Genomic DNA, 16,563 nt, shown 5'->3' with positions numbered 1-16,563 from the left:
GGGCGCCGCTATCCGGAGGAATCCTCAGAGAAATGTCGGCGCCGCATTGCATCGGCGATAAGGGATCACTAACTCAGCCGCGGCCTAGGGGTTCATCGTCCTTGACGAACAGCAGCAAAGACCAGAGCGGCAGCGATCTGGCCACCCGCCTCGGCTTGGGCGCGGTGAAGGGCCGCTTCACGCGCCGGCAGTGGTTCTATATCGGCGGCGGCGCCGTGATCGTCCTGGCGATCCTCCTGCGCCTTGTGTTCGGCGGCGGCTCGGGCACCAGCTATGTCACCCAGGCGGTGACCCGCGCCGATCTCGCCATCACCGTCAGCGCCACCGGCACGCTGCAGCCGCGCAACCAGGTCGATGTCGGCGCCGAGGTCTCGGGCAAGATCGACGCACTCTATGTCGATTTCAACGATCATGTGAAGAAGGGTCAGAAGCTCGCGCGGATCGACACGCTGGCCTTCGATGCCGCGCTCGCCCAGTCGCGCGCCACCTTGGCCCAGGCCCAGGCCACGCTGATCCAGGCGGGGCAGACCCAGCGCCGCACCGCCGCGCTGTTCCGCTCCAACGCCGCCTCGCGGCAGGAGATGGACACCGCCAATGCCGATCTGGCGCGCGCCAATGCCGGCCTGCGGCTCGCCGCGGCGACGGTGAACTCGAACGAAACGACGCTGTCCAAGGCGACGATCTATTCGCCGATCGACGGCGTGGTGCTCGACCGCAAGGTCTCGGCCGGCCAGACCGTGGTCGCGGCGATGACCATCCCGGTGCTGTACACGCTGGCTTCCGACCTGTCGCAGATGGAGCTCGACGTCGATATCGACGAGGCCGATGTCGGCGTGCTGCGGACCGGCGCCAAGGCCTCCTTCACCGTCGACGCCTATCCGGCGCAGCGCTTCGCAGCCAGGCTGATCTCGATCCACAACGCGCCGCAGACCGTGCAGGGCGTCGTGACCTATCGCGGCGTGCTGCTGGTTTCCAATCCGGGCGGCCTGCTCAAGCCCGGCATGACCGCGACGGCGCAGATCGACGCCGCCCATGTCCGGCATGCCTTGCTGATCCCCAACGCCGCGCTGCGCTTCGTGCCGCCCGAGGATGTGAAGGCCAAGGCGCCGCCCGCGCCGACGCCGCAGAACGGCGCAAGCGTCGGCCGCGTCTGGGTGCTGGACGGTGGCAAGCTCTCGCCGCGCGACGTCAAGCTCGGGCCGAGCGACGGCCGCTTCACCGTGGCGCTGAGCGGCGACCTCAAGGAGGGCGATCTCGCGGCCATCGACACGGCCGGCGCCAAACCCGCGGCCAAGTCCTTCCCTTGAGCCCCGCGCCGCTCATCGAACTGAAGCGCGTCGCCCGCGTCTACGGCACCGGCGAGGCGCAGGTCGCGGCCCTGGCCGGCATCGATCTCGCCATCCGCGACGGCGAGTTCGTCGCCGTGATGGGGCCGTCGGGCTCGGGCAAGTCGACCTGCATGAACATCCTGGGCTGCCTCGACGCGCCAACCGCCGGCCACTATCTCTTCCGCGGCACCGATGTGAGCGCGCTGAGCCGCGACCAGCGTGCTCTTCTGCGCCGCCATTATCTCGGCTTCGTCTTTCAGGGCTTCAACCTGCTCAAGCGCACCACCGCGCTCGAGAACATCGAGCTGCCGCTGATCTATCGCGGCATGGCCAGGGCGGAGCGCCGCAAGCTCGGCCTCGCCGTGCTCGACCAGGTCGGCCTCAAGGGCCGCGAGCATCATACGGCCGCCGAGCTTTCGGGCGGCCAGCAGCAGCGCGTGGCGATCGCGCGGGCGCTGGTCGCCAGCCCCTCCGTCGTCTTCGCCGACGAGCCGACCGGCAATCTCGACAGTGCCAAGAGCCACGAGATCATGCGGCTGCTCAAATCGTTGAACGAAGCGGGCCTCACCATCGTGCTGGTCACCCATGAGGAGGACGTCGCCGCCTATGCGAACCGCCAGGTGCGCTTCCATGACGGGCTGATCGCCGCCGACAGCGGGTGCGCGCGATGCTCCTGAACGCCTTCCTGCTGGCGCTGCGCGAGATCCGCAACAACCTGCTGCGCGCCGGCCTCACCACGCTCGGCATCGTGATCGGCGTCGGCGCGGTGATCCTGATGGTCACGCTGGGCGCCGGCGCCAACCGGCGCGTGACCTCCGACATCAACACCATCGGCAACAACCTGCTGATCCTGGTCCCGGGCCAGCGCAACGGCCCGCCCACCGCGACCACGCCCTTCGACATGACGACGGTCGACGCCGTGCAGCGCGACGTGCCGGGCCTCGCCGAAGTCGTGCCCGAGCTGGCGGTGCAGGGCGTCGCGGTGAACGGCAACCGCAACCATTCGACCCAGGTCGACGGCACGACCAACGCCTATCTGCGCAGCCGCAACTGGAACGTCACCTATGGCCGCGACTTCTCGCCGGCCGAGATCCTCGCGGGCAAGTCGGTCTGCCTCCTGGGCGAGACGGTGCGCCGCGACCTGTTCGGCGAGCAGGTCCCGGTCGGTGAGCGCATCCGCATCAACAAGGTGACCTGCGAGGTCATCGGCCTGCTCGAGCCCAAGGGCACCTCGTCCTTCGGCCAGGACATGGACGAGCTGGTGCTGATGCCGCTCAAGGCGGTGCAGCGCAAGCTCGCCGGCAACACCGACGTCAACGTGATCCGCATCTCGGTCGCCAGCGCCGCCGAGATGGGACACGCGAAGGACGCCATCCAGCGCCTGATGCGCGAGCGCCGCCACATCCTGCCGGGCCAGAGCGACGATTTCGAAGTCGAGGACATGCAGGAGATCACCCAGGTGGTGCAGGGTGTGACCGGCGTGCTCACCGCCTTCCTCTCCGCCGTGGCGGCGATCAGCCTCCTGGTCGGCGGCATCGGCATCATGAACATCATGCTGGTCTCGGTGACCGAGCGGACGCGCGAGATCGGCATCCGCCTCGCGATCGGCGCCCGCGAGCGCGACGTGCTGCTGCAATTCCTCATCGAGTCGGTCGTGATGTCGGCCTCGGGCGGCATGGTCGGCGTCGCGCTCGGCCTCGCCGGCTCGGCGGCGCTGGCGAGCGCGTTCGGCCTGCCCTTCATCTTCCAGCCCGGCATCGTGGTGATCGCGGTCGGCTTCGCGGCCCTGGTCGGCGTCGCCTTCGGCTTCTTCCCCGCCCGGCGCGCCGCCCGCCTCGACCCCATCGAAGCCCTGCGCCACGAATAGCGCCGGTGCTATCCCGCCAGCGTCAGCACCACCGGGCCGCGCCTGGTCGCGACCAGCGTATGTTCGTATTGCACCGTCGCATGCCCGCCATCGGCAAACAGCGTCCAGGGATCGCTGCCTTCCTCGGCCCAGCTTGAACCGGTCGAGAGGAAAGGCTCGATGGTGAAGACCAGGCCTTCGGGGATCCGGCGCCGGTCGCCCGGCTCGTACCAGGTCGGGATATGCCCCGGCGCCTCGTGCAGGGCGCCGCCCACGCCATGGCTCGCAAGGTTGCGGATCAGGGTGTAGCGGTTCTTGTCGGCGAAGGCCTGCACGGCGCGGCCGATCTCGTTCAGCTTGCCGCCGGCCTTCACCGCGCGGATGCCGCTCCACATCGCGCGCTTGCCGTCGCGGCACAGCTTTTCGATCCTGGCCTGGACCGGCGGGATCGCGAAGCTGCCGCCGGTATCGGCGTAATAGCCGTCGATGTCGGCCGATACATCGATGTTGACGAGGTCGCCGGCCTTGAGCACCTGCGCGCCGGGAATGCCATGCGCGATGGCGGGCAGCACCGAGATGCAGGTCGCGCCGGGAAATTTGTAGGTCGATTCCGGCGCGGGGCGCGCACCGTCGCGTTCGAGCAGCGCGCGGCCCAGCGCGTCGAGCTCGCCGGTCGTCATGCCCGGCTCCATCGCCGCCGCCATCGCCTTCATCGTGGCCGCGACGACCTGGCCGGCGCGCTTGAGTTTCTCGAGCTGTTCTTCGCGTTCGATGGTCATGAGAGATGCCTTGCCGCTGCGCGGCCCATGGTGTCAGCATCCGCGGCCATGAGCGAGAGCCCCCTCGACCGCCCGCGCAAATTCCTCGTCGTCGTCGACAAGACGCCCGAGGCCCGCATCGCCGTGCGTTTCGCGGCGCGGCGGGCGCAGCACACGGGCGGCCGCGTCACCCTGCTCTGCGTCGCCCAGCCCGCCGATTTCCAGCAATGGCGCGGGGTCGAAGAGATCATGCGCGACGAGGCGCATCAGGAAGCCGAAGGCCTGATCTACGCCGCCGCCAAGACGGTGAACGAGCTGGCCGGCATCATCCCGGAACTCGTCATTGCCGAGGGCCGACCGACCGACGCGCTGCTCGAGCTCATCAAGGCGGACAAGGACATCTCGATCCTGGTCCTCGCCTCCGGCACCGCCAAGGAGGGGCCCGGCCCGCTGGTCTCGCTGTTCGCCAGCGGCGTCCAGGCGATCCCCGTCACCATCGTGCCGGGCAATTTCACCGACGAGAAGATCGACCAGCTCGCCTGAGGGCGCGGGAACGGCTTGAAGGTGGTTTGCGGCTCTGGTATACAACTTATGATTGTTACACAGGTTGTCACAACCTATGAAACTGCCCGCCGGGAAACTCCTGCTCGCAGCCGCGGCGATAACAATTATATTGCCGAAACTATCACAAGCATCTGATTATGTTACATATTTTCCCGGTCCGGTGGCCGCGCATGTCGACCGGGTGATCGACGGCGACACCTTCGAAGCCTCCGCCTTCATCTGGCTGGACCAGCAGGTCACGGTCCGCGTCCGGATCGTCGGCATCGACGCGCCGGAGCTGCGCGCCCGTTGCGACTCCGAACGCAGCCGGGCCGAAGCCGCCCGCGCCTATCTGAGCCGGCGGATCGAAGGCGGCGAGGTCCGGCTCACCGCGGTGCGCCACGACAAATACGGCGGACGGGTCGACGCCCAGGTCAGCGATGCCGCCGGCGACATCGCCGCCGCGATGATCCGCGCCCGCCTCGCCCGCAGCTATGACGGCGGCCATCGCGACGGCTGGTGCTGAACCAAGCAATCGTCATCGCCCGGCCTGTCCGGCCTCTTGCACCCCTGCATGTCCCGGCGGATACAGGACACTCCGCCGCCAAGGGACATCGCATGAACGGCAAGCTTCTCGTCGCCTTCGCGCTTGCCGCGGTGCTGGCCGCGCTGCTCAGCGGCCTCTATGTGTTGTGGCGCGGCGGCGCGGTGGCGGCGACCTGGTCCAACCGGCTGATGCGGCTGCGCGTGCTGCTGCAATTCATCGCCGTCGTCATCATCATGACCGTGCTGTATTTCAGCCATCGCTAGCGAGCGCCGGAACAATCTGTCCGCATGGCGGGGCGGCGAGAAATCCTCTTGCGGGCACGGGGCCAAAGTGCTGTTAAAGCCCCGCCATGACCGACAGAACCCTGTACGACAAGATCTGGGACGCCCATCTGGTGCACGAAGCGCCGGGCGAATCCGCCGTGCTCTATATCGACCGCCATCTCGTCCATGAGGTGACGAGCCCGCAGGCCTTCGAAGGCCTGCGCCTTGCGGGGCGCAAGCTGCGCCGGCCCGACCTCACACTTGCGGTCGCCGACCACAACGTGCCCACCAAGGACCGCGCCCTCGGCATCACCGATCCGGAATCGCGCGAGCAGATCGCGACGCTGGAGCGCAACGCCAAGGATTTCGGCGTCGAATATCTCGCGATGGACGACATCCGCCAGGGCATCGTCCACATCGTCGGGCCGGAGCAGGGCTGGACCCTGCCGGGCACCACCATCGTCTGCGGCGACAGCCACACCTCGACCCATGGCGCCTTCGGTTCGGTCGCCTTCGGCATCGGCACCTCCGATGTCGAGCATGTGATGGCGACGCAGACGCTGCTCATGCCCAAGTCGAAGAACATGCGCGTCACGGTGAACGGCACGCTGCCGCTCGGCGTCACCGCCAAGGACATCGCGCTCGCGATCATCGCCAGGATCGGCACCGCCGGCGGCACCGGCTATGTCATCGAATATGCCGGCGACGCGGTGCGGGCGCTCTCGATGGAAGGCCGCATGACCCTGTGCAACATGACCATCGAGGCGGGCGCCCGCGCCGGCCTGATCGCGCCGGACGAGACGACCTTCAAATACATCGCCGGCAAGCCGCGCGCGCCGAAAGCGGCGCAGTTCGAGCACGCGGTGATGTACTGGAAGACGCTGAAGTCCGATCCCGGCGCGCAGTTCGATGCCGAGATCGCGCTCGACGCCAGGGACATCGTGCCGATGGTCACCTGGGGCACCTCGCCGGAGCAGGCGCTGCCGGTCACCGCGGCCGTGCCCGATCCCGCCGCGATTCCCGACGAGGCGCAGCGCGCCGGCGTCGAGCGCGCCCTCGACTATATGGGCCTGACGCCCGGCGTCGCGCTCAAGGATGTGCGGGTCGACCGCGTCTTCATCGGTTCGTGCACCAATGGCCGGATCGAGGATCTGCGCGCCGCCGCCGCCATCGCCAAGGGCAAGAAGGTGGCCGCGCATGTCGGCGCCATGGTCGTGCCCGGCTCGGGCCTGGTGAAGGCGCAGGCCGAGGAAGAAGGCCTCGACGAGATCTTCCTCGAAGCCGGCTTCGAATGGCGCGAGCCCGGCTGCTCGATGTGCCTGGCGATGAACGCCGACAAGCTGGAGCCCGGCGAGCGCTGCGCCTCGACCTCCAACCGCAATTTCGAAGGCCGCCAGGGCCGCGGCGGCCGCACGCATCTGATGAGCCCGGCAATGGCCGCCGCCGCCGCGATCGCGGGACATCTTGCGGATGTGCGGGAGTTTCAGTAGCGCACCCGCCGCAAGCCCACTTGTCATCCCCGGCCGAGCAGCGCGAAGCGCTGCGAGGGGAAGGGGACCCAGGCGGGAAATACCGTGACGGTTTTTCCCGCCTGGGTCCCCTTCCCTTCGCGTTGCTGCGCAACACTCAGCCGGGGATGACAAGTGGGCAAGCAATATCGTCATGGCCGGGCTTGTCCCGGCCACCCATGAACACCCATGCAGCAGGGAGATCTTGGGTGGCCGCCACGAAGGCGGCCATGACGACTGGTTTGATCGGTTCAAACCAAATCGACTCTAGAAAAAACTCACCGGATCGACATCCACCGTCACGCGCACCTTGTTCGACAGCTTGAGCGCGCCCAGCCAGGCCCGCAGATAGGCCTGCACGTCGATCGTGCGCTCCGCCTGCACCAGCAGGCGCTCGCGGGTCTGGCCGCGCAGCAGGTGATAGAAGGCCGGCGTCGGGCCCCACACCTTCACGCCGCGCGCCGCGGGTGCCGCCTGCGCCAGCAGCTTGCCCGCCTCGACGACCGCCAGCGCGTCATGGCTCGACAGGATGATCGCCGCCAGCCGGCCGAAGGGCGGGGCGCTCGCGCGCTCGCGGAAGACGCGCTCCTGCTCGTAGAACGCATCGCGGTCGCCCGAGGCGAGCGCCGCCATCACCGCATCGGCCGGATTGCGCGTCTGCAGCAGCACCAGCCCCGGCTTGTCCGCCCGTCCCGCGCGCCCCGACACTTGGTGCAGGAGCTGGAAGGTCCGCTCGCGCGCCCGCACATCGCCTTCGGATCCGCCGAGATCGGCATCGATCACGCCGACCAGCGTCAGCTGCGGAAAGTGGTGCCCCTTGGCGACGATCTGCGTCCCGATCAGCACGTCGATCTCGCGCTTCGCCATGGCGCGGATCGCCGCCTGGGTCTCGCGCGGTCCATGCATCGTGTCGGACGAGGCGATGGCAAGCCGCGCCTGCGGGAACAGCGCCGCGAATTCCTCCGCGACGCGCTCGACGCCCGGGCCGCACGCGATCAGCGCGCCCTCCGCGGCGCATTGCGGACATTTGGGCGGTGTCACCGTCTCATAGCCGCATTGATGGCAAGCCAGCCGCTTGCGATAGCGATGCTCGACCAGCCAGGACGAGCAGTCGCGGCAGGTCAGCTTGTGGCCGCAGCTCGCGCACAGCGTCAGTGGCGCATAGCCGCGCCGGTTGAGGAACAGCATCGCCTGCTCCCCGGCTTCGAGCACATGCGCGACCGCATCGCGCAAGGGCTGCGACAGCCAGGATCCCGCCGCGACCTTTTCCTGCCGCAGGTCGACCAGGCGCGTCGTCGGCATGGTCGCGCCGCCATGCCGCGCGTCCAGCCGGCGATGCGCATAGCGCCCGCTGGTCGCGTTGACATAGGTCTCCAGCGACGGCGTCGCGCTCGCCAGCACCACCGGGCAATGCTCGAAGCGCGCCCGCACCACCGCCATGTCGCGCGCGTGATAGACCGCGCCATCCTCCTGCTTGTAGGCCTGCTCATGCTCTTCATCGACGACGATGAGGCCGAGCGCCTGGAAAGGCAGGAAGAGGGAGGAGCGCGCCCCCACCACGACCCGTGCCTCGCCGTTCATCACCGCGCGATAGGTCCGCGTCCGCTCCTTCTGCGACAGGTCGGAGTGCCACTCCGCCGGGCGGCAGCCGAAGCGGGCCGCGAAGCGCTCGAGGAATTGCACGGTCAGCGCGATCTCGGGCAGCAGGATCAGCACCTGTTTGCTCTGCCGCAGCGCCTCGGCGACCGCTTCGAAATAGACCTCCGTCTTGCCCGAACCCGTGACGCCGTCGAGCAGGCTGACAGCGAAGCGCTGCGCCGCAACATCGTGCGCCAGGGCCTTGGCCGCGTCCTGCTGTGCCGGATTGAGCCGCGGGACTTCGAAGTCCGGGTCGGCGGCGGGGAAGGGCGGAAATTCGGGAAGCTGCGTCGCCGCCAGCGCGCCGGCCTCGATCAATCCGCGCACCACCGCCGGCGAGACGCTGGCCTCCTCCGCCAGTCCCGGCACGCTGCGCGCCAGCCCGTCCCCGGCCACATCCAGCACCCGTGCTCGCGCCGGCGTCAGCCGCGCCGGCGTGATGCCGCCGCGGACATAGGCGATGCGCATGGCTTGCGGTGCGAAGGCGCGTCCGTTGCGCAGCACCATGGCGAGGATGCTGCCCGGCGGCGACAGCGTGTATTGCGCCACCCAGTCGACGAAATCGCACAGCCGCGCCGGCAGGGCCGGATACCCTTCCAGCGGCAAGGCCTCTTTCAGCCGGTTGTCGCCGACGCTTCCTTCTGCCGCGCCCCAAACCACGCCCAGCGCAGCGCGTGGCCCCAGCGGCGCCGAAACCAGCAGGCCGCGCGAAGCGTTAGTTCCTTTTGGCAGCTTGTAGTCGTACGCACCGGACAACGGCAAAGGAAGCAGGACTCCGGCACGCGGCGCGGGTTGCAGCAACAAATCTCCGGCAGGTCTCAACGCCGCGTGTCTCATGCGGTACACTTGTTATGGTGATTCTGCCGGGTCAACACCAAAGTGGCACCATGAAACTCTTCCTCGACACTGCAGATCCCAAGGAAATCGCCAAATGGGCCGAAACCGGCCTTGTGGATGGCGTGACCACCAATCCCTCCCTCGCGGCCAAGACCGGCCTCAACTATCTCGACGCGCTCAAGGACATCTGCGCCACGGTGCCCGGCCCGGTGAGCGCCGAAGTGCTCGCGACCGAGACGAAGGAGATGATCGCCGAAGCCAAGATCTTCGGGAAGATCGCCAAGAACATCACCATCAAGGTGCCGCTGACCTGGGACGGCCTCGCCGCCTGCCGCGCGCTGCGTGCCGAAGGCATCATGGTCAACGTCACGCTGTGCTTCTCGCCGGTCCAGGCGATGATGGCGGCCAAGGCGGGCGCGACCTTCATCTCGCCCTTCATCGGCCGGCTCGACGACGCGGGCCAGGACGGCATGGAGCTGATCCGCGAGATTCGCACGATCTACGACAATTACGGTTTCGACACGCAGATCCTCGCGGCCTCGATCCGCGGCATCCCGCATGTCCGCGAAGCCGCGCTGTCGGGCTCCGACGTGGCGACGCTGCCGGTCGACGTCTTCAAATCGCTGCTCAACCATCCGCTGACCGACAAGGGGCTCGCGGCCTTCCTGGCCGATGCCAAGAAAGCCGGCGTCAGAATCAGGGACGAATGAACGAACAGGCACAATCCGCACTTCCGGGGCAAGCGGCGGCCGACGCGGTCAAGGCGTTCATCCGGATGAACCGTGCCCAGCTCGCCGCCGATGGCGAGCTGCTCGCGCTGTTGCTGCCCGAACGCAGCGACCTCGGCGAGGTGCGCGACTTCCAGCGTTTCGTGATCGACAAGCTCAGTGCCGAGAACGCGGCCCTGAAGGCGGAACGCGACAGCCTGCTCGGGCATCACGAATCCTCCGTCCGCATGGGCGCCGGGGTGCGCCGCTTCGTGCTCGACCTGATCGACGCGCGCAGCTTCGCCGAGGCGATCGCGGTGGTGATCGCCGCCGCGCCGTCCTTCGGCGCCGACCGCGCCGCGATCTGCGTCGAGGGCGACGGCATGGGCACGCTGCGCACCGAAGGCGTCCGCCTCATCGCGCCGGGCACGACGGAGCTGGTGCTGGGCCAGGGCGGCACCGGCGCGATCCTCTCGGGCGGCGGCGAATTGCTGCTCGGCGCCGGCGGCGGCGAGTTCGGCAGCCTCGCGGCCTTCCGCGTCCGCATCGGCCGCAACGCCCCCGCGGCGTTGTTCGTGCTCGGTGCGCTGGCCGGCGGCGCCTTCGAGGACGAGGCCATCGCAACCGACCTGCGCTTCGCGGCGCGGGCCCTCGAACGCGCGATCCGGGCATGGCTCGATCTGCCCAGGACCTGAGCCAGGCCTGGCTGTCGTCGCTGGCGCATGAGCGGCGGGCCAGCCCGCACACGCTGCGCGCCTATGGCGACGACATCGAACGTTTCCTCACCTTCCTCGGCGGGCATCTCGGCGGCAGCGTCGACACGCGGGCGCTCGCCGGCCTGGTGCCCGCCGACATCCGCGCCTTCATCACGGTGCGCCGCGCCGAAGGGCTGGGCGCGAAGGGCGTGCAGCGTGCGCTGGCCGCGGTGCGCGGCTTCTTCCGCTACCTGGCGCGCGAGAACATCCTGGAAAGCGCCGCGGCGCGCGCCGTCCGCACCCCGCGCATCCGCCGCGGCCTGCCGCGGCCGTTGAGCGAGCGCGACGCCGCGCGCGCGATCGCCGTTGCGGGCGAACACGGCATCGCCTGGATCGCGGCGCGCGACACCGCCCTGCTGACGCTGCTCTATGGCACCGGCCTGCGCATCTCCGAAGCGCTGAGCCTGCGGCGCGGCGACGTCCCGCTCGCCGCGTCGCTGACCATCCTGGGCAAGGGCCGCAAGGAGCGCGTGGTGCCGGTGCTCGACGCGGTGCGCGAGGCCGTTGCCGCCTATGCCGCGCAAATCCCGTTCACCGGCGCCAAGGACGCGCCGCTTTTCCTGTCGCGCCGCGGCCTGCCGATGCGGCCGCGCGAGGCGCAGCGCCTGATGCAGACCCTGCGCGGCGCGCTCGGCTTGAGCGAACACGCGACGCCGCATGCCCTGCGCCATTCCTTCGCGACGCATCTTCTGGCCAATGGCGGCGATCTGCGCGCGGTGCAGGAGCTCCTCGGCCACGCCTCCCTCTCGACGACTCAGACCTACACCGAGATCGACACGCGCAAGCTCATGGAAGTCTACGAAAAAGCCCATCCGCGCGGGTGAGCGTCGAACGCTCCATTTTGTCATGGCCCGCGAAAGCGAGGGCTTTTCGGAAGTTGGGATTACTGATTCATTGTCTGTGTTGATCGGACGGTGGATTGGGCGATGGCGGAACGTCGTATCGGGCAGCTGAGCTTCGCGGATGGGGCGGTTGTTGCGGCTGGCGGCAGCAGCGGGGCGCTGGACCGAGTGTTTGCGCTTTTGGACTGGGCACCGGTGGAAGTCTTGCTGGCGCCGTTGCGCGGTGGTCCGATGGGGGCACCGGGCTATCCGGCCCTGATGCTGTTCAAGGCGCTGATATTGCAGCGTTGGTACGCGCTGTCGGACCCGGCCCTGGAGGAAGGCCTGAAGGACCGGCTATCGTTCCGGCGCTTTGCGGGCCTTGCGCTGAGCGATCCGATCCCCGACCACGTTACGCTGTGGCGGTTCCGCGAGAGCCTGGCGGGCGGGCTGGAGGAGGCGCTGTTCGCCGAGATTGGCCGGCAGATCGAGGCCGGCGGCTTCGTGCTCAAGCAAGGCACGCTGATCGACGCCTCGCTGATCCCCGCCGCGGTCAACCGGCCGCCCAGGCCGCAGGGCGATGGTCCGCGTGACGATGCGGGCAGAGCGGCGAGCAAGCTGGTGGGCAGCGAGCACGACCCCGACGCGGCCTGGACAAAGAAGGACGGCCAATACCACTTCGGCTACAAGCTGCACGCCGCGATGGACAAGACCAGCCGCTTTATCCGCCGCCTCCTCTTCACACCGGCCAACATCAACGAGAGCGCGGTTGCCGACCAATTGATCTGCGGCGACGAGCAGGCCGTCTACGCCGACAAGGCTTATGACAGCCACGGCCGCGCGGTCCGGCTGGGCGCGATGGGCATCACCAATCACATCATGCGGCGCGGCCATCCCAAACGCCCACTGACGCAAGACGAGCATGCCCGCAACAGCCGCCTCGCCAAGGTCCGTGGCGCCATCGAGCCGCTGTTCGCGCTGTTCAAGAACGTCCACGGCCTCAAGCGTGCACGATACCGAGGCCTGGCACGCAACGCCTGCGCCTTCCACCTCGCAGCCATCGCCATAAACCTCAAGCGCTGGGCCGCGGTCGCGTAGTCCGATCCGACCAAGCCGGGCCATCCACCCGGAGCGCAATCCCTGCAAAAGGCTCAAAGCTCAAATGCGAGCCCCAAACCCCCAACTTCCGAAAAGCCCTCGCGAAAGCGGGCCATCCAGATGACGTCCACGCTCTTTCTCAAAACCGTGCTTGGTCCAACGGGATGGCCCGCTGTTGCGGGCCATGACACATTGTGGACTGGCCCGCCCAATGATTCACGCGGATCCTTAAGCGCCGAACGTCACGAACCGCCGCGCCGCCAGGGCCTTGAGCACCGCCCAGATGCGCCGCTGGGCTTCGGCGTCGCCGCGCGCTTCGGCGTCGATCTGCAATTCGGTGAGCAGCCGGCGCAGCGGGTAATTGTTCTCGTTCAGCGCCGAGATGCGCAGCGAGGCATCCTTCGCCGCCGCCGCCGCTTCGAGCCGCGCGCGCAAGCCCGCGTCCTGCACCGAGGCGGCGAGCGCGCCGAACAGCGCGCGCAGGTCGGTGTTCTCGGCGAAGCGGATATCGGCACCGCGCTCGTATTCCTGCGCCGAAAGATTCAACATCAGGCCGAGCAGCCCGACCGTGCCGGCCGCGAAGGCCGCGCCGTGCTCGCCGAAGCCGCTCGCAAGCTTCTGCTGGGTCAGTCCGAGGATGGTTCCGACTTCCGGGCTCATGCGTCCGCTCCCAGCCGGTCGGCCAGCACCTTGTTGTGGAAGGCGAGGCAGTACCAGCCCGAAAAGGCGTTGATCGGATCGGTGTTGCGACCCTGCGCATATTCGCGTGCCGCCGACATCCAGATCGCCGCACCTTTGAGGCTGGCGAAGATCTCCCACCAGTAGAGCGCCGCGGGTTCGGCCTTCAGGCCGCTGGTCTTCTCCCACAGTGCGATGGCCTCGGCGCGCGGCAGCATGCCGCCCGGAGTCTCGGGATTGCCGCCCGACCACAAGGGATCGATCGCCCAGCCGAGATCCTCGAGCGGGTCGCCCAGATGCGCCATCTCCCAGTCGAGGATGGCGCGGATCGTGCCGCTCTCGTCATAGAGGAAATTGCCGGTGCGGTAATCGCCATGCACCACCGCGATCTTCTGCGCCGGCGGCGGCGGGTTGCGCTTCAGCCAGCGCAAAGCGGCGCGCACGATGGGCTGCGGCTCGCACTCGTCCTCGTCGATCACCTTCTCCCAGCGCGCCACCTCGTGCATCGCGACGTCGTGGATGTCGGTCTCGCCTTCGAAATCGCCGAGGCCGACATCGCGCGGATCGACCGACGCGATCCTGCCCAGCACCGAATAGAACTGCCGCCCGATGCTTTCGCGCTGCGCCCCGAACGGGTCGGGCGCCATGATCGAGCCGGTCTGGCAGTTCTCGATCTCCTCCATGATGAAGAAGGGCCGTTCCAGCGGCGCGGGATCGAGCTCGAGCGCCACCGGCGCCGGCACCGGCAGGCCGAGCGCGTGGAACGCCTCATAGGCGCGGTATTCGGTGGTGCGCTCGGTCTCGATCAGGCTGGCCGGCGGATCGCGCCGCAGGATCAGGCCGCGGTCCTGCCCGCCATGGCGCGCGCGGAAGCGATAGGTCTCGCGCGATGCGCCCCCCGGGATGCGCGACAAATCGGCGACGACCAGGTCGGGCGCCGCCAGCTTGCCGCGCAGATAGGCCTGCAATCTGCCGCTGAGCTCGTTCATGGCGCGGGATCGAAGATGCCGGTCAGGCCATGCGGCGCAAAGGCGCCGACGACGAGCTGCTCGAGCACGCCGGTGCCGGTGCTGCGCCCGCCGTCCGGTCCGGTGAGCGTCGCGTCGCAGATCGCCTGGATGTGCTGGAACTGCGGCTCGTTTTCGTCAACCGCGTCCGTGCGATAGGAATCATAGGCGACCGCCAGTTCGCCGCGATAGCGGCCATGGCCCCATTCGGGATGGCCGTAGCCGACGCCCGACATGTAGAAATTGAACTTCGGCGTCAGTTCGGCACGCCATTCGCCGCCCCTGGCGTCGCGCGCCGTGATCACCGCCCGCCGCGCGTGCCGCGTGCCGGGCTTGTAATCGATGGTCGACCAGCAGGCCGCCATATGCTCCGGCGCCGCATCGCCCAGTCCGCCGATCACCGAGGCGGTGTTCCACGCTCGACCCTCCGCATCGGCATTGTTGTGATAGAGCATGAAGCGCTCGGGGAAATTCAGCGGCGCCCACAGCCAGTAGAATTGCGGCAGCCGCGGCGGCGCCACGCCCTGCGGATCGCCCAGCCCGATCGGCCGCACGCCCCAGGAGCGGTCGCGCGTCCCCACGATGCGCGCCGGCGTCAGCGCGATGCGCCGGCCCGCGACCTCGATCCAGCCCTCATAACTGCCGTTCTGCGTCAGACGCGTATAGTCCAGCATGGTGCGCGGCCCCTGGCGGTAGGTGAAGCGCGGCTCCTCCACCGGCAGGGCGCGGGCGTGGAAGGTGATGTCGGCGGTCACGCCATGCGGATTGGCGGCGGCGCGGATGCGCAAGGTCTTGAGCGGCGCGACCACCTCGACCGAGAGCGGCCCGACCGTCGTGTCCATCCGCTCGCTGTTGAGCAGGCGCGAGGCGCGCAGATTGTGCTGCACCCCGTCCGCGATCACGGTCAGCGAGGCGTCCATCACGTTCAGATGCGGATAGACGCCCAGCGCCGCGGCGAAGAACACGCTGCCGTCCGCCGCATAGCCGTTGAAGAAATAGCGGTCGTAGAAATTGCGGTCCGTGCCGGATGTGGCGATGGGCTCCGGCAGCTGGTGCACCGGATAGTCGTCGGCTTTGGTGAGCATGGGCGTTTCGCTGTTATGTTTTGGCCAGCATGGCGGCCCGCGCGCGCCCCGGCAACGCAAAAAGCGGGACTTTCCCTTAAGGAAATCCTGTGTTGCAGTCTTGGGGCGGGGTTGTTATCTAGCGCCCTCTTTCGAGCGCCCTTGGCCGGGCGCTGGACGGAAGGCCGCTTTAGCTCAGCCGGTAGAGCACATCATTCGTAATGATGGGGTCGCGTGTTCGAGTCACGCAAGCGGCACCAGCCTTCGCTCGCGAAGCGAGAGAAGGCTGTCGCGCCGTAGGGCGAGGGCGGAGCGGTTGCCGCGAGCTGCGGCTCGGCAAGCCGGCCTTCGCGAAACCGGGCCGCTTGCCCTATGTTGCCGGACCGATGTCGCCTATGGTCGCTCATGGCTCGTGAGACCGCGTACATCGTTCAAGCCTTCGTCGCCGGCCGGGGCTCGGCGCTGAAGGCCGAGAAGGCGGTCCCGTGCAAATCGGGCGAGGCGGCGCGCCGGATGGCCGAGCGCATGGCGGAGTCCAAGCTCGGCGTCGTCGCATTCTCCACCACAGGAGACGCCGAAACCGGCGACTACGACGAGCAGCCCACCATCCTCTTCAAGGCGGGCCGTCTTTCGGCCCAGTTCGACGAATAGGCCGTCGCCGGGACCGGAACCTTCATTCGGACCGCGCGTTGTCCGTAACGCCCTCACTCGTGGCAGCAGGGCTCTGGCAGCATCTCTGGCAGGAATCGCGGCAGCACCCGCGCAAGCTTTGCCATACGGATGCGTTCATGGCCGTCATACTCATCGTCGAAGACGAAGTGTTCACGCGCGAGATCGCCGAGATGATGATCCGCGACTGGGGCCACGAAACCCTGTCGGCCGGCGACATGGACGAGGCGCTCCACCATTTGCGCTCCGCACAGCATATCGATGCGATGTTCACGGATATTTATCTCCGATCGGCGATACTCGGGGGGTGCGATCTCGCGCGGGAGGCAATCAAGCTGCGTCCGGCGCTTCGCGTCCTCTACACGACGGGCAATTTCGTGACCGACAAGATGAAGGCGCTGTTCGTCGAAGGCATGGAGTGCCTGAGCAAGCCCTACACCGAGCAGCAGCTCCAGGGATCGTTCGTCAATCTGCTCGCAGCGTAATTTCCGATCGC

General features: G+C 68.2%; 18 protein-coding genes and 1 tRNA gene. 14 read left to right on the top strand and 5 right to left on the bottom strand.

Features of this window, described 5'->3' with window-relative positions; genetic code table 11:
- The first annotated feature begins 101 nt into the window (after positions 1-101).
- The 3 genes from WDM91_15160 to WDM91_15150 are packed head-to-tail and all read left to right on the top strand — an operon-like array spanning position 102 to position 3,195.
- Positions 102-1,307 carry an efflux RND transporter periplasmic adaptor subunit gene (locus WDM91_15160; protein MEI9995932.1) on the top strand — a complete coding sequence of 402 codons (1,206 nt, stop codon included), beginning with the start codon at positions 102-104 and terminating at the stop codon, positions 1,305-1,307.
- Entirely contained in the window at positions 1,304-2,005 is a 702-nt protein-coding gene (locus WDM91_15155; GenBank protein ID MEI9995931.1) for an ABC transporter ATP-binding protein, read from the top strand. The genes WDM91_15160 and WDM91_15155 overlap by 4 nt, the downstream gene beginning before the upstream one ends.
- Positions 1,996-3,195: an ABC transporter permease gene (locus tag WDM91_15150; protein MEI9995930.1), complete on the top strand. Its 1,200-nt coding sequence runs from the start codon at positions 1,996-1,998 to the stop codon at positions 3,193-3,195. Before WDM91_15155 ends, WDM91_15150 begins: the two co-directional genes overlap by 10 nt.
- Before the next feature lie 8 nt (positions 3,196-3,203).
- Here the strand turns inward: WDM91_15150 and map are convergent, their stop codons facing one another.
- The gene (gene map, locus WDM91_15145) at positions 3,204-3,953 is read right to left on the bottom strand and encodes a type I methionyl aminopeptidase (protein ID MEI9995929.1); all 750 of its coding nucleotides are present in this window, start codon (positions 3,951-3,953) and stop codon (positions 3,204-3,206) included.
- A gap of 48 nt (positions 3,954-4,001) precedes the next feature.
- On the opposite strand from map, the gene WDM91_15140 reads away from it, so the two are divergent.
- The 4 genes from WDM91_15140 to leuC all read left to right on the top strand — a co-directional run bounded on the left by WDM91_15140 (position 4,002) and on the right by leuC (position 6,775).
- On the top strand, positions 4,002-4,475 hold the full coding sequence (locus tag WDM91_15140) for a universal stress protein (GenBank protein MEI9995928.1): 474 nt from the start codon (positions 4,002-4,004) through the stop codon (positions 4,473-4,475).
- A gap of 181 nt (positions 4,476-4,656) precedes the next feature.
- Positions 4,657-5,001, top strand: coding sequence for a thermonuclease family protein (locus tag WDM91_15135; GenBank protein MEI9995927.1), 345 nt, complete (start codon positions 4,657-4,659; stop codon positions 4,999-5,001).
- A gap of 92 nt (positions 5,002-5,093) precedes the next feature.
- Positions 5,094-5,285, top strand: a complete 192-nt coding sequence (locus WDM91_15130) for a twin transmembrane helix small protein (protein MEI9995926.1) — start codon at positions 5,094-5,096, stop codon at positions 5,283-5,285.
- 86 nt (positions 5,286-5,371) lie between these two features.
- The gene (leuC, locus tag WDM91_15125; protein ID MEI9995925.1) at positions 5,372-6,775 is read left to right on the top strand and encodes a 3-isopropylmalate dehydratase large subunit; all 1,404 of its coding nucleotides are present in this window, start codon (positions 5,372-5,374) and stop codon (positions 6,773-6,775) included.
- 285 nt (positions 6,776-7,060) lie between these two features.
- Here leuC and WDM91_15120 read toward each other — a convergent pair whose 3' ends face one another.
- Positions 7,061-9,232 (bottom strand): primosomal protein N', encoded by a 2,172-nt coding sequence (locus WDM91_15120; protein MEI9995924.1) that lies wholly within the window; start codon positions 9,230-9,232, stop codon positions 7,061-7,063.
- Between the two features lie 86 nt (positions 9,233-9,318).
- On the opposite strand from WDM91_15120, the gene fsa reads away from it, so the two are divergent.
- The 4 genes from fsa to WDM91_15100 all read left to right on the top strand — a co-directional run bounded on the left by fsa (position 9,319) and on the right by WDM91_15100 (position 12,649).
- Entirely contained in the window at positions 9,319-9,978 is a 660-nt protein-coding gene (gene fsa / locus WDM91_15115; GenBank protein MEI9995923.1) for a fructose-6-phosphate aldolase, read from the top strand.
- On the top strand, positions 9,975-10,670 hold the full coding sequence (locus tag WDM91_15110; GenBank protein MEI9995922.1) for a hypothetical protein: 696 nt from the start codon (positions 9,975-9,977) through the stop codon (positions 10,668-10,670). The genes fsa and WDM91_15110 overlap by 4 nt, the downstream gene beginning before the upstream one ends.
- Positions 10,646-11,554: a tyrosine recombinase XerC gene (locus tag WDM91_15105; GenBank protein ID MEI9995921.1), complete on the top strand. Its 909-nt coding sequence runs from the start codon at positions 10,646-10,648 to the stop codon at positions 11,552-11,554. Before WDM91_15110 ends, WDM91_15105 begins: the two co-directional genes overlap by 25 nt.
- A gap of 102 nt (positions 11,555-11,656) precedes the next feature.
- The gene (locus WDM91_15100; GenBank protein ID MEI9995920.1) at positions 11,657-12,649 is read left to right on the top strand and encodes an IS5 family transposase; all 993 of its coding nucleotides are present in this window, start codon (positions 11,657-11,659) and stop codon (positions 12,647-12,649) included.
- 228 nt (positions 12,650-12,877) lie between these two features.
- On the opposite strand, the gene WDM91_15095 is transcribed toward WDM91_15100, so the two are convergent.
- The 3 genes from WDM91_15095 to WDM91_15085 are packed head-to-tail and all read right to left on the bottom strand — an operon-like array spanning position 12,878 to position 15,419.
- Positions 12,878-13,309 carry a hypothetical protein gene (locus tag WDM91_15095; GenBank protein ID MEI9995919.1) on the bottom strand — a complete coding sequence of 144 codons (432 nt, stop codon included), beginning with the start codon at positions 13,307-13,309 and terminating at the stop codon, positions 12,878-12,880.
- A complete protein-coding gene (locus WDM91_15090) occupies positions 13,306-14,316 on the bottom strand; it encodes a phosphotransferase family protein (GenBank protein MEI9995918.1) in 1,011 nt (336 codons plus the stop codon). The genes WDM91_15095 and WDM91_15090 overlap by 4 nt, the downstream gene beginning before the upstream one ends.
- On the bottom strand, positions 14,313-15,419 hold the full coding sequence (locus WDM91_15085; GenBank protein MEI9995917.1) for a hypothetical protein: 1,107 nt from the start codon (positions 15,417-15,419) through the stop codon (positions 14,313-14,315). The genes WDM91_15090 and WDM91_15085 overlap by 4 nt, the downstream gene beginning before the upstream one ends.
- Before the next feature lie 163 nt (positions 15,420-15,582).
- Between WDM91_15085 and WDM91_15080 the strand changes: the two genes are divergently transcribed.
- The 3 genes from WDM91_15080 to WDM91_15070 all read left to right on the top strand — a co-directional run bounded on the left by WDM91_15080 (position 15,583) and on the right by WDM91_15070 (position 16,552).
- Positions 15,583-15,658, top strand: a tRNA-Thr gene (locus WDM91_15080).
- Positions 15,659-15,803: 145 nt separating this feature from the next.
- On the top strand, positions 15,804-16,049 hold the full coding sequence (locus WDM91_15075; GenBank protein ID MEI9995916.1) for a hypothetical protein: 246 nt from the start codon (positions 15,804-15,806) through the stop codon (positions 16,047-16,049).
- Between the two features lie 137 nt (positions 16,050-16,186).
- Positions 16,187-16,552, top strand: a complete 366-nt coding sequence (locus tag WDM91_15070) for a response regulator (GenBank protein MEI9995915.1) — start codon at positions 16,187-16,189, stop codon at positions 16,550-16,552.
- The last annotated feature ends 11 nt before the right edge of the window (positions 16,553-16,563 follow it).

Source organism: Rhizomicrobium sp., assembly GCA_037200385.1.
GTDB lineage: Bacteria > Pseudomonadota > Alphaproteobacteria > Micropepsales > Micropepsaceae > Rhizomicrobium.
Note: the sequence above shows the minus strand (reverse complement) of the source record. Positions and strands in the feature narration are given on the sequence as shown.